We start from the raw sequence: 14757 nt of genomic DNA on the forward strand, positions 1-14757 counted from the left end.
GAACAGAGTTCTGCTGGACTCCCCCACCCCAACCCCTCCCCTGAAGGGGAGGGGCTTTGAGGTCTCGTTGCCCACCTCACACAAATCCCCACACGAGCCCCGGTGGTTCCGCGCCACCCGCCGCAACCAGTTTTTCCGTCCAATCACTCCGGTACTGGCGACCGGGGCAGGACATGAGGGGTCACTGACCGCGCTAGGGACGTCAGCAGTTCGAGTGCGTCAGGCGCTATTATCTCGAGGGGCTGTGGGTGAGTGACGCACAGGACGCCCACCGCCAGGCCAGCGGCATCAAAGATTGCAACGCCCGCGTAAAAGCCGATCAGGCCATCTTCGACAAACGGGTTGCCGTGAAAACGCTCGTCTTGAAGTGCGTTTGCAATGCAGAACGGTTGATAAGGATACGCAACGACATAGCTGCTCAAGGCGGTTGAACGTCGATAGAGACCGAGCATTCCGCCAGAGGATGCAATGACGTGTTGCCAGTCATCAACGACGGCGGATATTCCGGCCCATCGGACGTCAAAAATCGCTTTGGCTTCGTGCGATATCCTTTTCAGCCGTGGCAAATCAGCGGTTATGTCTCTTGCCCATTCTGCGGCCGCGCGGCTTCTCGAAAATTCATTCAACGGCTTGGGTGCTGGTGTGAAAACGGAAATGCCCATGCCGAATTGCGTCCTTCGAACTGGCTCAATATGTGTAGGCATTGGTCAGCCGTCCATTAGACGACGCGTTTATTCTTCAGTTCCAATATATGATCGTTCGCTGTTGTGACAGGATTCCCGTTCGGGCCCGTCGCAGACGAACCACGACGTCTACCGTCGGCGCGATTCACGCCACCGTCGCAGATTGTCGCCGTCCCTTCGTAGCCTTCCCGAAACCCGCCTGTTCGCCGACGACCAACGTCAGACATACCCGTCGCCCATCCGACGTTCTCAATAATCCTTGGAAACCCGCAAGTTCGCGCTTTGCCGCCCGAGCGTCGAGATCGACGACAGCACCGATAGCCAGCGCGTCACCTGGAACTCGACCTGCGTCGCGGAATAGCCCGCGCCGTCCGTCACGATCTCCGCATAGAAGCGCCGCGTGATATATTTGCCCGCCGCCACCGAGGTCCGCTGCCCGGTCTGCGGGTCGGCGGAGACGATGCGCAGCCGGTCGAGCCCCGCCACGCGCCGCACCGCATTGATCGGGTCGAGCCCGCCCTTGCCGTTCTGCAACGCCGCCACCGCCGACGCGAGTTGCAGCGCCTCGGGCGCGGACAGGTTGGTAATCGAGGTGCCGAACAACAGCCGCGACAGCAATTCGTCCTGCGGCAGCGCGGGCGTGCTGGAGAAGGCGATCTCGGGCTTGAGCGCCTGCCCGGTCACGTTGATCGTCGCGTTCAATCCGGTGGTGCTCGCATTCGCCGCAATGTCGAGCGCGGGGTTGGCGGGAACGTCGCCGGTGAACAGGATCTTGCCGCGTTCCAGCGCGAAGGTGCGTCCGGCGAAGTCGTAATTGCCGCGCACCAGATCGGCGCGGCCTGAAATCGCGGGATTGTCGGGTGCGCCGCCGATGTTCAGATCCGCCGACCATTCGCTGCGCAGGCCAAGCCCCGAGACGATCAGCTGGTTGGGCGCGCGTGCATGGATCGCGAGCCGCCACGGCGCGGGCGCGACATCGTCGTCCTCGGTCCCGCCGCCGGGCAAGTTGATCTCGCGGATGTTGAGCTGCGGCACCGCGCTCGCCGCGGTCGCCTGGCCAAGCCGGTAGCGGCTCTTGTCGAGGCGGAGTTCGCCCGAGATCGTCCCGCCGCGCTTGTTCGACAGAAAGCGCAACGGGCCCGTCACGGTCGCGCCGATATCGTCGCGCGCGATCATCACCGCATGGTCGGCCTGGACCGACAGGTCGAACCCGCTGTTCGCGCCGAAATCGAACGCGCCCTTGCCGACGACCTTGCCGCCCTTGCCCGCCTCGGCGGTGAAGGTGTCGATCGTCAGGCGCGATCCGCCGAACTGGCCGCTCGCGACCACGTTGGTCAGCACGGTGCCGGTTGTCGCACTTTCGATCCGTGCGCCGCGTGCCTGGACGACGCCCCTGATCTGCGGGTTGCTCACGCGCCCGCCGACATCCGCGCCGATCGCGACCGGGCCGGTCAGGTCGAACAGCTCGATGCCGGTCAGCCGCCACAGCGTGTCCGCCGCGCCGTCGTAGCGCAGTTGCGCGAACACGCCCGCCTCCTCCACGCGTTTCGCCAGATCGGTCCCGGCGGGGAGGTTGAGCAGCAACTGCGCGCGCCCGACGGTCTTGCCCCCGGTTGCCGCGACCGCGCGCGCGGCGATCCGGTCGGCCGACAGGATCCCCGCGATGCCGACGTCGACCGGGCGCGAGGTCAGCACCAGCCCTGAGCGGGTGAGCCCGCGGACGGTCATGTCGATCCGCCCCGTCGGCGGATTTGTCCCGCCTTGTGAATAGGATAGGCTCCCCGACGCACTCCCGCCCAGCCCCAGTCCGGGGTAGCCGATGTCGAGGATCGCAAGCGGCATGTGTGCAACCTTGGCATCGATTGCGTTGGCGCCGCGGGTGAACCGGCCCGACAGTTGCGCGTCCCCGCCGGCAAAGGTCAGCTCGGTGCGCGCCAGCCGCCAGCCGTCCGCGCCATCCCGGCTGAACACCGCGGGCGTCACCAGCTTGATCGGCCGCCGGTCCAGCGTGCCCTGCGCCGATACGGTATAGCGATCGGGCGTAACCTGCGTCACGGACTGGATATCGAACGCGCGCCCGCCCGATCCCGCGATCGATGCGGTGATCGTGCCGACCCCGCCGCGCAGCGACGCCTTGCCCGCGAACCGCGCGAGCACCAGCGACCCGCGCCGCAACCCGCCCCCGGTCAGCGACGCCTCGATCGACGTGCCCGCCGGATCGAGCACCGTCACCGCATCCAGCCGCGCGCGCCGGACCGTGATCCCATCCGCCAGCGTCGCCGCGCGTGCGTCGAGATGCGCTTCGATCCGCTGGTTGTCGCCGACCGGCGCGAACAGCAATGCGCCGGTAACGCCGCCGCCCGCCACCGCGAGCCGCCCGTTGAAGCCGCCATCGACGATCGCGAGCGGCCCCGACAGATGCGTCCCGCTGACCGCGAGATCGGCGATCGCGATCGTCCCGCCGCCGCCCTTGGGCAACAGGATCGCGCCATTGCCGGTGAACGGCCCGAGCCGCGATCCGCCGCGCGCGGTGAAGGCGAAGCCCGCCTCGGTCGGGTCGAGATGCGCGACCACGTCGTGCAGCCCGAGGGTCTCGTTGGGCCGCTGGAACACCAGGTCGATCGTCGGCCGATCGATCTTGCCGTCTAGCTTGAGCGTCAGCGGGCCATAGGTCTGCTGCGTGCCCGTCCCCTCGAAGTGGAACGTCCCGTCGCGCCGCCGGATGCCGTTGCCGGTGATGCGGATCTGCGGCCCGGTCAGCACCAGATTGTTGAGATGGAGCACCCCGTCGGTGGTGCGTTCGAGCCCGGTGACGATCCGCGGCAACCCGCCCGCGAGCGAACGGAAGAAGGCGTTGTCGAGCCGGACCATCTGCGCGGTCCCCTGCCCCATCACGCGCGTGCCATGCCCGTCCGCGCCGGGCACCACCTTGAGCAAGGTCGCGACATCGACGATGCCGAGCCCGGGGATCAGATACCGCTTCAACCCGCCGTTGAGCGCGATTTCATACCGCCCGTTGCGCAGGTCGAGTTGTAGATCGAACCGTCCGTTGAGCTTGTCCGAGGTCAGCCGCATCGCGTTGCCCGTCACCGTCGTCGCGGTGACACGAAGCACGCCCTGCATCGTCAGATTGCGCAGGATCCCACCCGCGACGTCGCCCACCCCGGTCACGCGCTTGGCGACGAAGCGGATCGGGACCAGTACGGGGGCTTTGGACAAGCGTCCGCTGCCAGCGGCGTAGGCGTCCTCGAACCCGGTCGCATCGAATGCGAACCGTTTGGCGGCGAGCCGATAATCGAACCGCGCGGTGGCGAACGCGCCATCTAGCAGCACGCGCAGTTCGATCGCGCGGCCGCTCATGTTGCGGAACAGTCCGCTCGGGCGCAGCAGCACGGCGTGCAGCCGGACGGAGCGGAACGCGTTCGCGGCGAGATCGAGCGTCCCGTCGCCCATCAGGTTTAGCGACCCCGAACGCACCGACAGCGTGCCCTTCAACTGGCGATCGACCAGCGTCGCGCTGCCGTGCGCCAGCACGCGCGGTGTCGACAGGGTCTGCAATTTGCCGTGCGACAGCGGCGCTGGGATCAGCACGCCGTCGAGCGCATACGTTCCTGCGCGGTTGGTCAGCTTCAGGTCGATCAGCCGCACCGTGCCGACATCCGCGATCGCGTGGCCGTCCCATTGCTTCCACGTTCCGCGTCCGGCGACATCAAGCGCGATCGGCCGGGCGAACCCTGCGAGTTTTGCAAGCAGCCCGTTGGCGGTGCCCCGCGCATGGGCGTCGATGTCGAACATGTTCCGGTCGGGCGCGGCATCCAGTTTGAGCCGCAGCGTGTCGCTGCCGGCGACCGCCGCATCCAGATCGACCAGCGCGCGGCCACCGCGAATATCTGCGCGACCGGCAAGACGACCGACGCGTTCGGTGCCCGTCACGGCCTTCGCCAGCACGAGCCGATCCACCGACAGCGCACCGATCCGAATGTCGAACGACGGCAGGATCGGCCGTTTCCGCGTTGATGGGATGAGGTCGGGCAATCGCTCGAGCCGCGCCTGCGCGATGTGCAGGCGTGTGATGTCGAGCCGGTTGTGCACCCACCGCAGCGGTGCCCAGTCGAGCTCGGCGCGGGGTGCTGCGAACACCAGCCCGCGCCGGTCGCGAATGCGCACGTCGATCAGCCTGGCCTTGCCGTAGATCGACCCGTCGATCCGCCCGATCTGGTAGCGCAAGCCGTTCGCCGGGCGCAGCGCGGCGATCCGGTCGGTCAGGAAGCGATGGCCGATCCCGGTGTCGAGCGACGCCACCAGCGCGCCCGCGAGCAGGATCAGGCCGACGATTGCCCCAAGCAGCTTGCGTCCCCAGCGCCGCGGCGTCGGGGCGACCGCAGGGGTGTCGATCGCTTCGGGTGCTGCCTGATCGGTCAAAACGCCTGTCCCAGCGAGACATAGACCGCGACGCGCGGATCGCCCTTGACCGGGTTGACCGGCGTGCCGACGTCGATCCGGATCGGGCCGAAATTGGTGTAATAGCGCACCCCGATCCCGGCACCGTAGCGCATGTTCGTGAAGGTCGGCAGCGCGCGGGTGTAGATGTTGCCGCCGTCGAAGAACGGCACGATCCCGAAATTGCCGAACGCCTTGACCCGCGCCTCGATCGAGAATTCGGAAAGGCTGCGCCCCCCGATCGGATCGTTATTGGGGTCGCGCGGGCCGATGTCCTGATAGCCATAGCCGCGCACCGATGCGCCGCCGCCCGCATAGAAACGCCGTGACGGCGCAATCGCATCGCGCGGCGCGCCGACGATCGTCCCCAGCCGCACACGCCCGGCCAGCACGGTGCCCTTCGCGACGCTGCGATAGGTGCTCGCGTCGAGCTGGACGCGGGAATAGCCGAACACGTTGCCCTGCAGTGACAGTTCGGGCGAGAAGCGCCCGCTCAAGCGGAAACCCCGCGACGGGTTCAACAGATCGTCCGACCCGTCGTAGCTGAGCGTCGAGGGCAACGCGCCGATGAAATAGGTCCGCCGCCGCGGCGCACCCGTGGTCACGATCACATCGCGCTCGTCCGATGCCAGCAATTCCCCGCCGAGCGACCACGTCCATTTCTTCTGGAAGAAGATGTTGGTCTGCCGCTCGAGGCTTGCCGCCAGCCCGAACGTGCGCGCCTGATAGGCGTTACGCTTCAGGTTGGAGGCAGTGATCGACGCCGTCAGGATCCGGTCACGGCCCTTGAAGTTGTTGCGCCGAAAAATGACGCTTGCCAATTGCTCCTGCGTGCCGAGCACGCCGCGCAGCGTCAGCCCGCCCTCGGGCGGGAACAGGTTGCGATGCGTCCAGCTGATTTCGGAGCGCGCGCCTTCGCCAGTGCCATAGCCGATCTCCCCCGCGATCGTGTGCGGCGGCGCGCGTTCGACGCCGACCGCGATGTCGACCGTGCCGGGGGTCTGGCCCTCGACCGGCTCGACCTTGACCGTCGAGACGAGCGCGGTCTGGATCAACGCGCGTCGCAAATCCACCAGCGCGGACGCATCATACGGGTTACCAGGCGTGAAACGCGCGATATCCTGCACGTGTTTCGCATCGAACACCTGCTCGCCGGACGTCATCACGACATGCCCGAACCGCCGCTCCGCCCCCGGCACGACCGCCACGTCGAGCGTCGCGGTGCGCGCCGCGCGATCGACGACGATCGCGGGATCGCCGACCACCGCGAAGGGAAAGCCCTTGTCTGTGATCGTCGTGGCCAATGCGGTCTGTCCCGCAACGATCGTATCGGAATTGACCGGGTCGCCGGCACGCACGCCGAACGCATTGCGCAGCAACGCCTCCTTGTCGCCTGCACCTGCAACTCCTGACAGAGTCACTCCGCTGAACTTGTAGAGGACCCCCGGATCGGCATCGAGCACCACGAGCGGTCGAAGCGTATTGGGCTCGACCCGCGTTGCGACGCGCGCGTCATAATAGCCGTCCGCCTTGAGCAGCGAGGTGAGTAACGTCGCATCTTCGCGAGCGCGGCGATCGAGTTGTGCGGCGTTGGCGGGCTGGCCGTCATTCGCCTTCAGCGTCGACAATTGATCGAACCGTTCGCGCAGCAGCGCGCTGGCAACGCTGTCGATCCCGTCGACACGGTAGCTGTAGCGGACCTCGCCGGTCACCGTGGCGGCGCTGGTCGCGGCGACGGGCTCGGTCGGGGCCTTCGACAGGTCGGGCCAGTCGACCCCCAGACCCGGAAGATCTGCCATCGGCGATTGCGGGTCGAGGCGTTGCGGTTCGGCGGGAATGGCGGGAATCGGTGGACCGGCGGACTCCTCGGCCGGACGCACTTGTGCAACCGCGCCCGGACACCCCACGACAAAGACCCCGACGGCGGCAAGCAACTGGCCCCGCCGCCCAACCGGAAACGACATGGTCGTCCTCCTAGCCCGCCAATCTGCGAAGCGACAGAGGATTGCTGTAGCGCTTTAGTGGACCGTGCCGATCGCGCGGTCGGACGAAAGCCAGCCAATCAACCGTTCGATCTGACGCCAGCGGCAAAAATGCAGGTAATTGCCAAGATCGCGGCTGCGGTCCGCACGTGCCGCCGCTTCGGTCCGCGCATCGCTGCCGAACATGGTGATCAGGTCGCTCGCATCGGTCAATTCGGCGCGGTCGGCGAGGTATGGGAGATGCGGCATTCTGGCTCCATAAGGTCCCGAGGCAACGCAAGATCCGCCCGGAACAGGGGGCGCCTACCAACTCTTGTCGGCCGCGTCACGCGTCCGCAACACGGCATTTGCGCGTTTGTGTTCCGGGTGATCCACGCTTCCCGGATCGGGACGCTGGCGTCCGTGCACGCGACATGGCAGAGCGCCGATCATGCCCGCTCCCCAACCGCCCCGCTCCCCGCTCGCCGGTGGTTTCCTGATCGCGCTGGGCGCCATGCTCGGCGCTGCGATCGGCCTGCTGACCGCGCTGGGGCCGACGCGGGGGTTCCTCGCGGGGTTGTCGGCGGGTGTCGCCATGTCGCTGGCCATCTGGCTGCTGGACCGCAAGCGCGACCGCTGAACCGCCAATCGCGCGTCATCGCAGCGCGCGTGACAGCCACACGACCCGCCCGATGATGTCGGCATGCGACGTCTGGATCACGGGATAGGCCGGATTGTCGCTGGCGATGACGATACCGTCGTCGCGCCGTGACACCCGCTTGACCAGCAGCACGCCCTCGTGCCGCAAGACGAAGATCGCGGGACGAGGCCCCATTTTCCGGTCGCGTTCGTCCACCACCAGCGTATCCCCGTCCGCGATCGTCGGCAGCATCGAATCACCGCGCGCGGTCAGCATGCTTGCGTCCTCCGATGCCAGCCGCAGGTCGGCAAGCAGCCGGGGATCAAGCAGCATCGTGCGAGCGCCATCCCGCTCGTCGGACGGGTCGACCGACGCGCCGGCCCCCGCGGATGCCTCCACCGCCAGACGGCGGATCGCGGCCATCGACGGCGTCGGCGGGCCACCCAATTCGCTCTGATCGATACGGAAATACGCCGCGAGCAACGCACGATCGCGTTCTGCGAGGATCCGCGGGGTCCCGCGTCGGACATATTGCTGAAGGTACGCGTCGTTCCGTCGCAGCATCCGCGACAGCGCGGCATAACCAACGCCGTGCTCAACAATCAGCGCCTCAAGGCGGGCACGAGGATCGGCTGCGACCATGGTCATGACGGTACCATAGGAAAATTCCTAGACAAGTTGGAAATAGCGGAACACATCGTGAACATACAGCGACTCAACTGGGAAGGGCAAACATGTCGGTGCTGCACAAGATCGATCGTTATCTGCGTGAAACGGCCATGCCACGAACCAGGTTCGGGCGTCTGGCGGTGGGCGATCCGCGGCTGGTCGACGACCTGCGACGCGGGCGCGAGCCAGGCGAGCAGATGGTGCGCCGGATCGAAACCTTCCTTGCCCAACATGACGAGGCATCGCAATGAGCCGGGGCCCGGATGCAGCGACATTGCTGCGGCGCGTGCTGGAACGCCATGCCGAGCGGTGCGGCCTTTCGCTGTCATGGCACGCGACCGAAAGCTGCCGCTGGGCGAGCGCGACATTCGTCGGCGCGTGTCACAGGATGGCACTGGCGATTGAAGGTGCCGGAACCGACGCGTGGATCGCTGGGCTGGACGAAGTCGACTTGCCGCTACGCGGGCATCTGGTCGCGGACCTGATCGTCGCGACGGTGGTGCGAACCGATACTGGCGCAGATGTCGGCATCGAGGTGCTGACCGTTGAAACCTAGCGCGAGCGCTGTGCCAGCGCGCGCAGCGTTGCGAGCGTATCCTCGAATGCGCCCGCCGGTGGCCGGGCCGGCGGCGCCGTCGACATCGCACTTGCGGTTGCATCCTGCCCCGCCGCCCCACGTTGCAGGACCCGCTCAAGCCGGTCGAGCAAGGCGTGGATCGTTTCTGCCGGGTCACCCTTGACCGAAGGGCTCGGGGCCGCGTGCGTGCGGTCTGATGCCGCATCTCCCTTCGACGGGTCCGCGTCATAGGCGGCCACTGGTTCGGCCTGCGTATCAGGCAGCGTGCGCTCGCCAACAAGGATCGATGGATTGCGATCCCCTTCCGCCACCGTGGGTCGCATAGCCACGGCGGGGCGAGACGAAACGTCCGGAATCCCCGTGCCAAGATCGCGATGTGCGCGCAGTGGAGCGCGGGGCGGCGCATCGAACCGTGGGTCCGCCCTGCGCAGCAACGGCGCGTCATCCTCGTCTTGCCCGGACCAATGCAGAACGAAGCCCTCCCCTGCAATCGGGGCATCGGCCGGACCGAACAGCAGGCCCGAGGCCAACCACGCGATAAGGCCGAGCCCCCCGCCGCCGACCACCACGAGCAGCACCCGCGCAGTGAAGCCAAGCGAAGGCGCCGCCGCCGAAACGAGCGACGCGATTCCGCTGGCGATGAGGATCCGCTCTACCAACGCCGTAGGCACGATCGCAAAGGCAACCGCCGCGCAGGCACTGACGATCGCCCCGACGATCGGTGCGACCGGGATCACTTGTTCAGGGTTGGAGCGGATGGCCACGGCGCGGACGTTGCCATGTCATCGGTGTGGATCTGGTAAACACGCGCGCGGCGGGCGCTAGTGCGGAAACCTCGCGCCCGTCCTCGGAAGTTGGTCCGGGCGGTATACGGGGGGCAAACGCGCGGTGCAGGATCCGGTGGACGGGCTCGCCAAGCATCGGCGAGCCCGTCCGGGCACTCATGCCTCCTCGGTGTCGTCCTCGTCCGCTTCTTGATCGTCGAGGTCTTCCTGCAGCGCCGCCAGGATCGCCTTGTTGAATGCCGGGATGTCATCGGGCTTGCGGCTGGTGATGAACGGACCGTCGCGGACGACTTCCTCGTCGACCACTTCGGCGCCGGCATTCGCCAGATCGACGCGGAGCGACGGCCAACTCGTCATCCGGCGGCCATCGACCACATCGGCTTCGATCAGCAACCACGGTGCATGACAGATCGCCGCGATCAGCTTGCCATCGTCGGCGAACTCCTCGACGATCTCGACCGCGCGATCGTTCATCCGCAACTTGTCCGGATTGCCGACGCCGCCCGGCAGCAACAACGCGGTGAAGTCCTCGGTATCGACTTCGTCGAGCGTCGTGTCCGGGGTGATCGTGTCGCCCTTGTCGTCGAACACCATGCCCTGGATGGGATCGGTCTTGATCGACGCCAGCGTGACCTTGACGCCCGCATCGAGCAACGCCTTGCGCGGCTCGAACAGTTCGGCCTGTTCGAAACCGTCGGTCGCGATGATGAGCACGTGCGCTTGCGATAGCTCGGCCATGATAGTCTCCGGTACGTAAAAGATCGGGGGGTGGAGCCTTTAGGGGCTCGCGCTGCTCAACCCGTGAGGCGGGGCGGCTGTTCCGGAACGATGCGCCCAGCCGTGCATTCATCCCGGACAATGTCGCACCAGACTCCGGCCATCTCCTATCACGACGACAGCGACCCCGGCATTACGCGGCGCAAGATGCGACATGGCTGGGGCTATTATGACGCCGACGGCATCCGCATTACCGATCGCGCGGAAATTGAACGGCTGAACGCGATCGGCCTGCCCCCTGCTTATCGCGACGCGTGGTTCTGCCCCTCCCCGAACGGGCACATCCAGGCGGTCGGGTGGGACGAAAAGGGTCGCAAGCAATATCGCTATCACGTCGGTTTCCGCGAAACGCAGGAAGCCGCCAAGTACGAACTCTGCGCACCGTTCGGTTACGCTTTGCCGAAGCTGCGGGCGCGGGTCGAGGCTGACCTGAAACGACGCGGGCTCGACAAGGACATGGCGGTGGCCGCGGTCGTCCGGCTGCTTGATCTTGGCAAGGTCCGCATCGGCAACGAAGGCTATGTGAAGTCGAACAAGAGCTTCGGGGCGACAACGCTGCGCAAGCGCCATGCCGCGCTGAAGGGACAATCGCTCAAGCTGCAATTCAAGGCCAAGTCGGGCAAGATGCGGATGCTGACGATCACCGACGGGTCGCTCAGCCGGTTCGTCAAGCGTTGCCAGGATCTTCCGGGTCAGCATCTGTTCCGCTGGGTCGACGCCGAGGGCTGCTGCCACCCGGTCAGTTCGTCCGACGTCAACGCCTACATTCGCGATGCGATGGGCAGCGATTTCACGGCGAAACATTTTCGCACATGGAGTGCGAGCGTCCTTGCGTTCGAAGCGTTGGCGCAAGCGAAACAGGACATCAGCCTGAAGACGATGCTCGAGCCGGTATGCGAGGCGCTTGGCAATACGCCCGCGATTGCGCGCAAATCCTACGTGCATCCTGCCGTTCTGGCGCTGGTTAAGGACGGCCAGAGCGCATTTCGTGTCGGTTTGCGCCTGCCGCGGTCGACCCAATATCTCAGCCGCACCGAACGCGGCCTGATCGCATTTCTGGAGAACGGCGCGGTCACCGCCGACGCCCCCGTTCTCGTCGGCGCAGCCTGAAGGTAAATCCATGAGCAACAAGCAAGCGGCAATCCTGCCGCCGATCCGCGTGCGCGACGTCAACAGCCAGGTCCAGGGCCTCGTCAAGACGACGCTCGACTGGATCGGGGATTACTGGCTGCAACTGCTCGTGTCGTTCGCGGCCGGTGCCGCGATCGTGATCGCGCTGCACTTCGCGCGCCGGATGGGCCGACGCCTGTGCCAGCGCGAGGGGCAGTTGGGCGGCTGGGGCATCGTCATTGGCAAGGCAGTGACACGGACCGGGAACCTCTTCATCCTGATTCTCGCCGCCAAACTGGTGATCGGGTTCGCCAACCCGCCCGCCGAGGTGACGCGCGTCGTGAACTTCCTGTTCACGATCTCGGCCGTGTTCCAGGCGGCGATCTGGGCACGCGAGTTGATCCTCGGTGCGATCGAGCACCGTACTCACGGCGAACATTACACCGGCGAAGCGATCGGGAGCGCGATGGGGATCATCCGCTTGCTCGTCAGCTTCGCGGTGTTCGCGATCGCGTTGATCGTGGTGCTCGACAATCTCGGGGTGAACGTTACCGGGCTGGTCGCAGGTCTGGGCGTCAGCGGCATCGCGATCGGTCTCGCCGCGCAAGGCATTTTCGCCGATCTGTTCGCGGCGCTCGCGATTATTTTCGATCGCCCGTTCCGGCGCGGCGATGCGATAAGCTATGATTCGTCCGCAGGGACCGTCGAAGCGATCGGGCTCAAGTCGACACGCATCCGCGGCGTCACGGGCGAGGAACGGGTCGTCGCAAACAAGCAATTGCTCGAAAAGGAAATCATCAACAACAGTTCGCGAGATTACCGTCGCGTGGTGTTCACGCTCGGGGTCGTCCAATGGACCCCGATCGATACGATGGAGGCCTTGCCATCGATGCTCAAGGACCTGATCGAAGCGAATGGAATGAAGTTCGTCCGCTGCGGCTTCACCGGCTTTGGTGCCAACAGTTACGACTTCGACGTCCAGTTCGACTCCCCGAGCGCGGCGTTCCAGGATTTCTACGACGCGCGGCACACGCTCGGTCTCGCCATCGTGCGACGGTTGAACGACGAAGGGATCGCGCTCGCCTATCCGACCCAGACCACTTTCCTCAATCCCCCGGCCGAACCCGACCCCCGCCCGGGTGCCGTCGCACCCGCCGGTGACACAGCGCGGAATGCACGACCATCCGATCGTCGCCAGGGAACGGGCGCAACACCAAACACTTCCGCCGTCGATGAGGATGGAACGGAGCGTTAACCATGCCAGTGCCGACATCGGGGAGACGGTCAACAAGTCTACACCATTCGGATTAGATAGTACGTCGTTACTGCACCACCGTCTGAAACGGACTCTTCGAGACTGGCGTTTAAACCGTTCTTGACCTATATTTTGCCTGTATACTTAGAGCGCTTGGGATCATCCCGGACCGATGTCTAACGGGATTTTAGCACGACGCCAATGTATTAGGGGCGATGATATTGGCTTTGCAGTGGGTCCATGACGATCCGGACAACATCGAGGTGCGGCTCAATCAGGCCGCGCTCTCGTATCTCCGGAAAAGCTGGCCCAATCCGGTCAACCTGTCCCCGACGCAATTGGGCAACGAGTTTTCCCCCGAAAGCAGGGCGTTCGTTCGGATCGTCCAGGCGCTGATCGACGAGGGAATGTTGTCAGTCGAATTCTTCCTGATCGGGACCGGGGACGAGCCGACAGCACGCGATGCCATCCTGACCCGGAAGGGGGTCACGGCGACCAACGATCTCTGACCGATCGCGTCAGACTAAGCGTTCGACGATCTCTGCCATCTTGCGGAGCGTCGTGAGATCCTCCTCGCAGACGGTGCGGGTCTGCTCGCTCAGGACCGCTAAGGTGCCGAATCGGATACCGAACGCGTCGCGGAGCGGCGTCGCGACGTAGAATGCGAAACCGTGCGCTTCCGCGAAGATAGGGTTGGCCAGTGCGGCCAGATCGGATGCCTCGATGCTTGCGGCAACGCCGCTGGCGGTATCGACTGCGGTGCCAACCTTGCGGGTCGTCCAGCCGTTCACGCCACCATCGACCACGATCAGCGCGACGGGGACCTGCAACGCGCGCATCGTCAAGTGCGCCAGATCGTCCAGTAGTGCCGCCGTCGACGCCCCCCGGTCGTCTGCGCGCATGTCGCGCACCACGTACATGTCACCCCTGTCGTCCGGCCGCTGTTTCATAGCTACTCGCATCTCGAATTGCCCCACCATGATCTGCAAACGTTTGTTGGAAGAATGTAGGAGGGGCTATGCAGCGATCCGTCACGGACGCCATCCGTCTAAAGAAGGGTTTCATTCCTATTGACTATTTTCTGTGACATTCCTTCGTCGAAATAGGGTCAGTTTTAGGTATTTCTTCACCACCCTACGTATTTTCCGAATCATCGCAATACGCGGTTTTCGAACATCGGGTCCGCGCCCTTTGGTCGACTCGCCGCTCGATTTCCGCCGATTAACGCTACGGCGTGCGTATCCTTCCGGTTGCGGGTTTCCACGATGCTTGCATGACGTGTCGGCTGGTGCCATCTCCCGCTCGATACCGCACCAAAATGCCGCTTTCAGGGGAATGCCGTGACGACGATAACCATCCAGGAACTGGCGACCCGTATCGGCAGCGAACAGGTGTCCGACTGGGTCGAGGTGAGCCAGGAGATGATCGACAAATTCGCCGACGCCACGGGCGACCATCAGTTCATCCACGTCAATCCGCAGATGGCGGCGATGACGCCGTTCGGCGGAACGATCGCGCATGGCTTCCTCACGCTGTCGCTGATGCCGCTGCTGTCCTCCAAGATCATCGACGCGGTCCAGATCGAGGGCGTCAAGATGGGGATCAATTACGGCGGCAACAAAGTCCGCTTCCTCCAGCCGGTCCGCTCCGGCAAGCGCGTGCGCGGGCGGTTCAAGTTGCTCGAGCTGATCGAGAAGCGCCCCGGTCAGTGGCAGCAGACCAACGAATTCACGGTCGAGATCGAAGGCGAGCAGAAGCCCGCGATGATCGCGGAGTGGATGTCGCAGATCTTCGTTTGAATCTAGAAAGCCCCTCCCCTCGGGGGAGGGGTTGGGGTGGGGCCGTGCCGCGAACATACCG

The 14757-nt window shown here is 65.3% G+C and carries 15 protein-coding genes; 7 read left to right on the forward strand and 8 right to left on the reverse strand.

Annotated elements, in window-relative coordinates; all coding sequences use genetic code 11:
• Window positions 1-143: 143 nt before the first annotated feature.
• The 4 genes from AC3WJR_RS09785 to AC3WJR_RS09800 all read right to left on the reverse strand — a co-directional run bounded on the left by AC3WJR_RS09785 (window position 144) and on the right by AC3WJR_RS09800 (window position 7354).
• Window positions 144-662, reverse strand: coding sequence for a GAF domain-containing protein (locus AC3WJR_RS09785; protein WP_492724588.1), 519 nt, complete (start codon window positions 660-662; stop codon window positions 144-146).
• A gap of 270 nt (window positions 663-932) precedes the next feature.
• The gene (locus tag AC3WJR_RS09790; protein ID WP_492724590.1) at window positions 933-5105 is read right to left on the reverse strand and encodes a translocation/assembly module TamB domain-containing protein; all 4173 of its coding nucleotides are present in this window, start codon (window positions 5103-5105) and stop codon (window positions 933-935) included.
• The gene (locus AC3WJR_RS09795) at window positions 5102-7087 is read right to left on the reverse strand and encodes an autotransporter assembly complex protein TamA (RefSeq protein WP_492724592.1); all 1986 of its coding nucleotides are present in this window, start codon (window positions 7085-7087) and stop codon (window positions 5102-5104) included. Before AC3WJR_RS09795 ends, AC3WJR_RS09790 begins: the two co-directional genes overlap by 4 nt.
• A gap of 54 nt (window positions 7088-7141) precedes the next feature.
• Window positions 7142-7354 carry a hypothetical protein gene (locus AC3WJR_RS09800; RefSeq protein ID WP_492724594.1) on the reverse strand — a complete coding sequence of 71 codons (213 nt, stop codon included), beginning with the start codon at window positions 7352-7354 and terminating at the stop codon, window positions 7142-7144.
• A gap of 181 nt (window positions 7355-7535) precedes the next feature.
• Between AC3WJR_RS09800 and AC3WJR_RS09805 the strand changes: the two genes are divergently transcribed.
• Complete coding sequence (locus AC3WJR_RS09805) at window positions 7536-7724, forward strand: hypothetical protein (RefSeq protein ID WP_492724596.1); 189 nt, start codon at window positions 7536-7538, stop codon at window positions 7722-7724.
• A 15-nt stretch (window positions 7725-7739) separates the two neighbouring features.
• On the opposite strand, the gene AC3WJR_RS09810 is transcribed toward AC3WJR_RS09805, so the two are convergent.
• A complete protein-coding gene (locus tag AC3WJR_RS09810; protein ID WP_492724598.1) occupies window positions 7740-8372 on the reverse strand; it encodes a S24 family peptidase in 633 nt (210 codons plus the stop codon).
• Between the two features lie 86 nt (window positions 8373-8458).
• Here AC3WJR_RS09810 and AC3WJR_RS09815 point away from each other — a divergent pair, with 86 nt between their 5' ends.
• Together AC3WJR_RS09815 and AC3WJR_RS09820 are read left to right on the forward strand one after the other, a co-directional pair.
• Window positions 8459-8644: a hypothetical protein gene (locus AC3WJR_RS09815; protein WP_492724600.1), complete on the forward strand. Its 186-nt coding sequence runs from the start codon at window positions 8459-8461 to the stop codon at window positions 8642-8644.
• Window positions 8641-8949 carry a hypothetical protein gene (locus AC3WJR_RS09820; protein WP_492724602.1) on the forward strand — a complete coding sequence of 103 codons (309 nt, stop codon included), beginning with the start codon at window positions 8641-8643 and terminating at the stop codon, window positions 8947-8949. Before AC3WJR_RS09815 ends, AC3WJR_RS09820 begins: the two co-directional genes overlap by 4 nt.
• Here AC3WJR_RS09820 and AC3WJR_RS09825 read toward each other — a convergent pair.
• Together AC3WJR_RS09825 and AC3WJR_RS09830 are read right to left on the reverse strand one after the other, a co-directional pair.
• Window positions 8946-9734 (reverse strand): hypothetical protein, encoded by a 789-nt coding sequence (locus tag AC3WJR_RS09825; RefSeq protein WP_492724604.1) that lies wholly within the window; start codon window positions 9732-9734, stop codon window positions 8946-8948. The genes AC3WJR_RS09820 and AC3WJR_RS09825 overlap by 4 nt on opposite strands.
• Window positions 9735-9911: 177 nt before the next feature.
• Entirely contained in the window at window positions 9912-10493 is a 582-nt protein-coding gene (locus tag AC3WJR_RS09830; RefSeq protein ID WP_492724606.1) for a type 1 glutamine amidotransferase domain-containing protein, read from the reverse strand.
• A 120-nt stretch (window positions 10494-10613) separates the two neighbouring features.
• Here AC3WJR_RS09830 and AC3WJR_RS09835 point away from each other — a divergent pair, with 120 nt between their 5' ends.
• The 3 genes from AC3WJR_RS09835 (at window position 10614) to AC3WJR_RS09845 (ending at window position 13406) form a co-directional block, all read left to right on the forward strand.
• Window positions 10614-11642 carry a DNA topoisomerase IB gene (locus AC3WJR_RS09835; RefSeq protein WP_492724608.1) on the forward strand — a complete coding sequence of 343 codons (1029 nt, stop codon included), beginning with the start codon at window positions 10614-10616 and terminating at the stop codon, window positions 11640-11642.
• 10 nt (window positions 11643-11652) lie between these two features.
• Window positions 11653-12897, forward strand: a complete 1245-nt coding sequence (locus tag AC3WJR_RS09840) for a mechanosensitive ion channel family protein (protein WP_492724610.1) — start codon at window positions 11653-11655, stop codon at window positions 12895-12897.
• 215 nt (window positions 12898-13112) lie between these two features.
• On the forward strand, window positions 13113-13406 hold the full coding sequence (locus AC3WJR_RS09845; RefSeq protein WP_354282288.1) for a hypothetical protein: 294 nt from the start codon (window positions 13113-13115) through the stop codon (window positions 13404-13406).
• 9 nt (window positions 13407-13415) lie between these two features.
• Here the strand turns inward: AC3WJR_RS09845 and AC3WJR_RS09850 are convergent, their stop codons facing one another.
• A complete protein-coding gene (locus tag AC3WJR_RS09850; RefSeq protein WP_492724612.1) occupies window positions 13416-13847 on the reverse strand; it encodes a GAF domain-containing protein in 432 nt (143 codons plus the stop codon).
• A 390-nt stretch (window positions 13848-14237) separates the two neighbouring features.
• Here AC3WJR_RS09850 and AC3WJR_RS09855 point away from each other — a divergent pair, with 390 nt between their 5' ends.
• Window positions 14238-14696 (forward strand): MaoC family dehydratase, encoded by a 459-nt coding sequence (locus AC3WJR_RS09855; RefSeq protein WP_354282284.1) that lies wholly within the window; start codon window positions 14238-14240, stop codon window positions 14694-14696.
• The last annotated feature ends 61 nt before the right edge of the window (window positions 14697-14757 follow it).

The sequence above is a fragment of the Sphingomonas sp. FW306-05-A genome (genome assembly GCF_058782275.1).

What these genes read in the sequence shown, in the direction of transcription:
- AC3WJR_RS09810 (WP_492724598.1), bottom strand. Translation starts at nt 8,372, where the DNA reads ATGACCATGGTCGCAGCCGATCCTCGTGCCCGCCTTGAGGCGCTGATT.
- AC3WJR_RS09820 (WP_492724602.1), top strand. Translation starts at nt 8,641, where the DNA reads ATGAGCCGGGGCCCGGATGCAGCGACATTGCTGCGGCGCGTGCTGGAA.
- AC3WJR_RS09795 (WP_492724592.1), bottom strand. Translation starts at nt 7,087, where the DNA reads ATGTCGTTTCCGGTTGGGCGGCGGGGCCAGTTGCTTGCCGCCGTCGGG.
- AC3WJR_RS09850 (WP_492724612.1), bottom strand. Translation starts at nt 13,847, where the DNA reads ATGAAACAGCGGCCGGACGACAGGGGTGACATGTACGTGGTGCGCGAC.
- AC3WJR_RS09840 (WP_492724610.1), top strand. Translation starts at nt 11,653, where the DNA reads ATGAGCAACAAGCAAGCGGCAATCCTGCCGCCGATCCGCGTGCGCGAC.
- AC3WJR_RS09835 (WP_492724608.1), top strand. Translation starts at nt 10,614, where the DNA reads ATGTCGCACCAGACTCCGGCCATCTCCTATCACGACGACAGCGACCCC.
- AC3WJR_RS09785 (WP_492724588.1), bottom strand. Translation starts at nt 662, where the DNA reads ATGGGCATTTCCGTTTTCACACCAGCACCCAAGCCGTTGAATGAATTT.
- AC3WJR_RS09800 (WP_492724594.1), bottom strand. Translation starts at nt 7,354, where the DNA reads ATGCCGCATCTCCCATACCTCGCCGACCGCGCCGAATTGACCGATGCG.
- AC3WJR_RS09815 (WP_492724600.1), top strand. Translation starts at nt 8,459, where the DNA reads ATGTCGGTGCTGCACAAGATCGATCGTTATCTGCGTGAAACGGCCATG.
- AC3WJR_RS09830 (WP_492724606.1), bottom strand. Translation starts at nt 10,493, where the DNA reads ATGGCCGAGCTATCGCAAGCGCACGTGCTCATCATCGCGACCGACGGT.
- AC3WJR_RS09805 (WP_492724596.1), top strand. Translation starts at nt 7,536, where the DNA reads ATGCCCGCTCCCCAACCGCCCCGCTCCCCGCTCGCCGGTGGTTTCCTG.
- AC3WJR_RS09845 (WP_354282288.1), top strand. Translation starts at nt 13,113, where the DNA reads ATGATATTGGCTTTGCAGTGGGTCCATGACGATCCGGACAACATCGAG.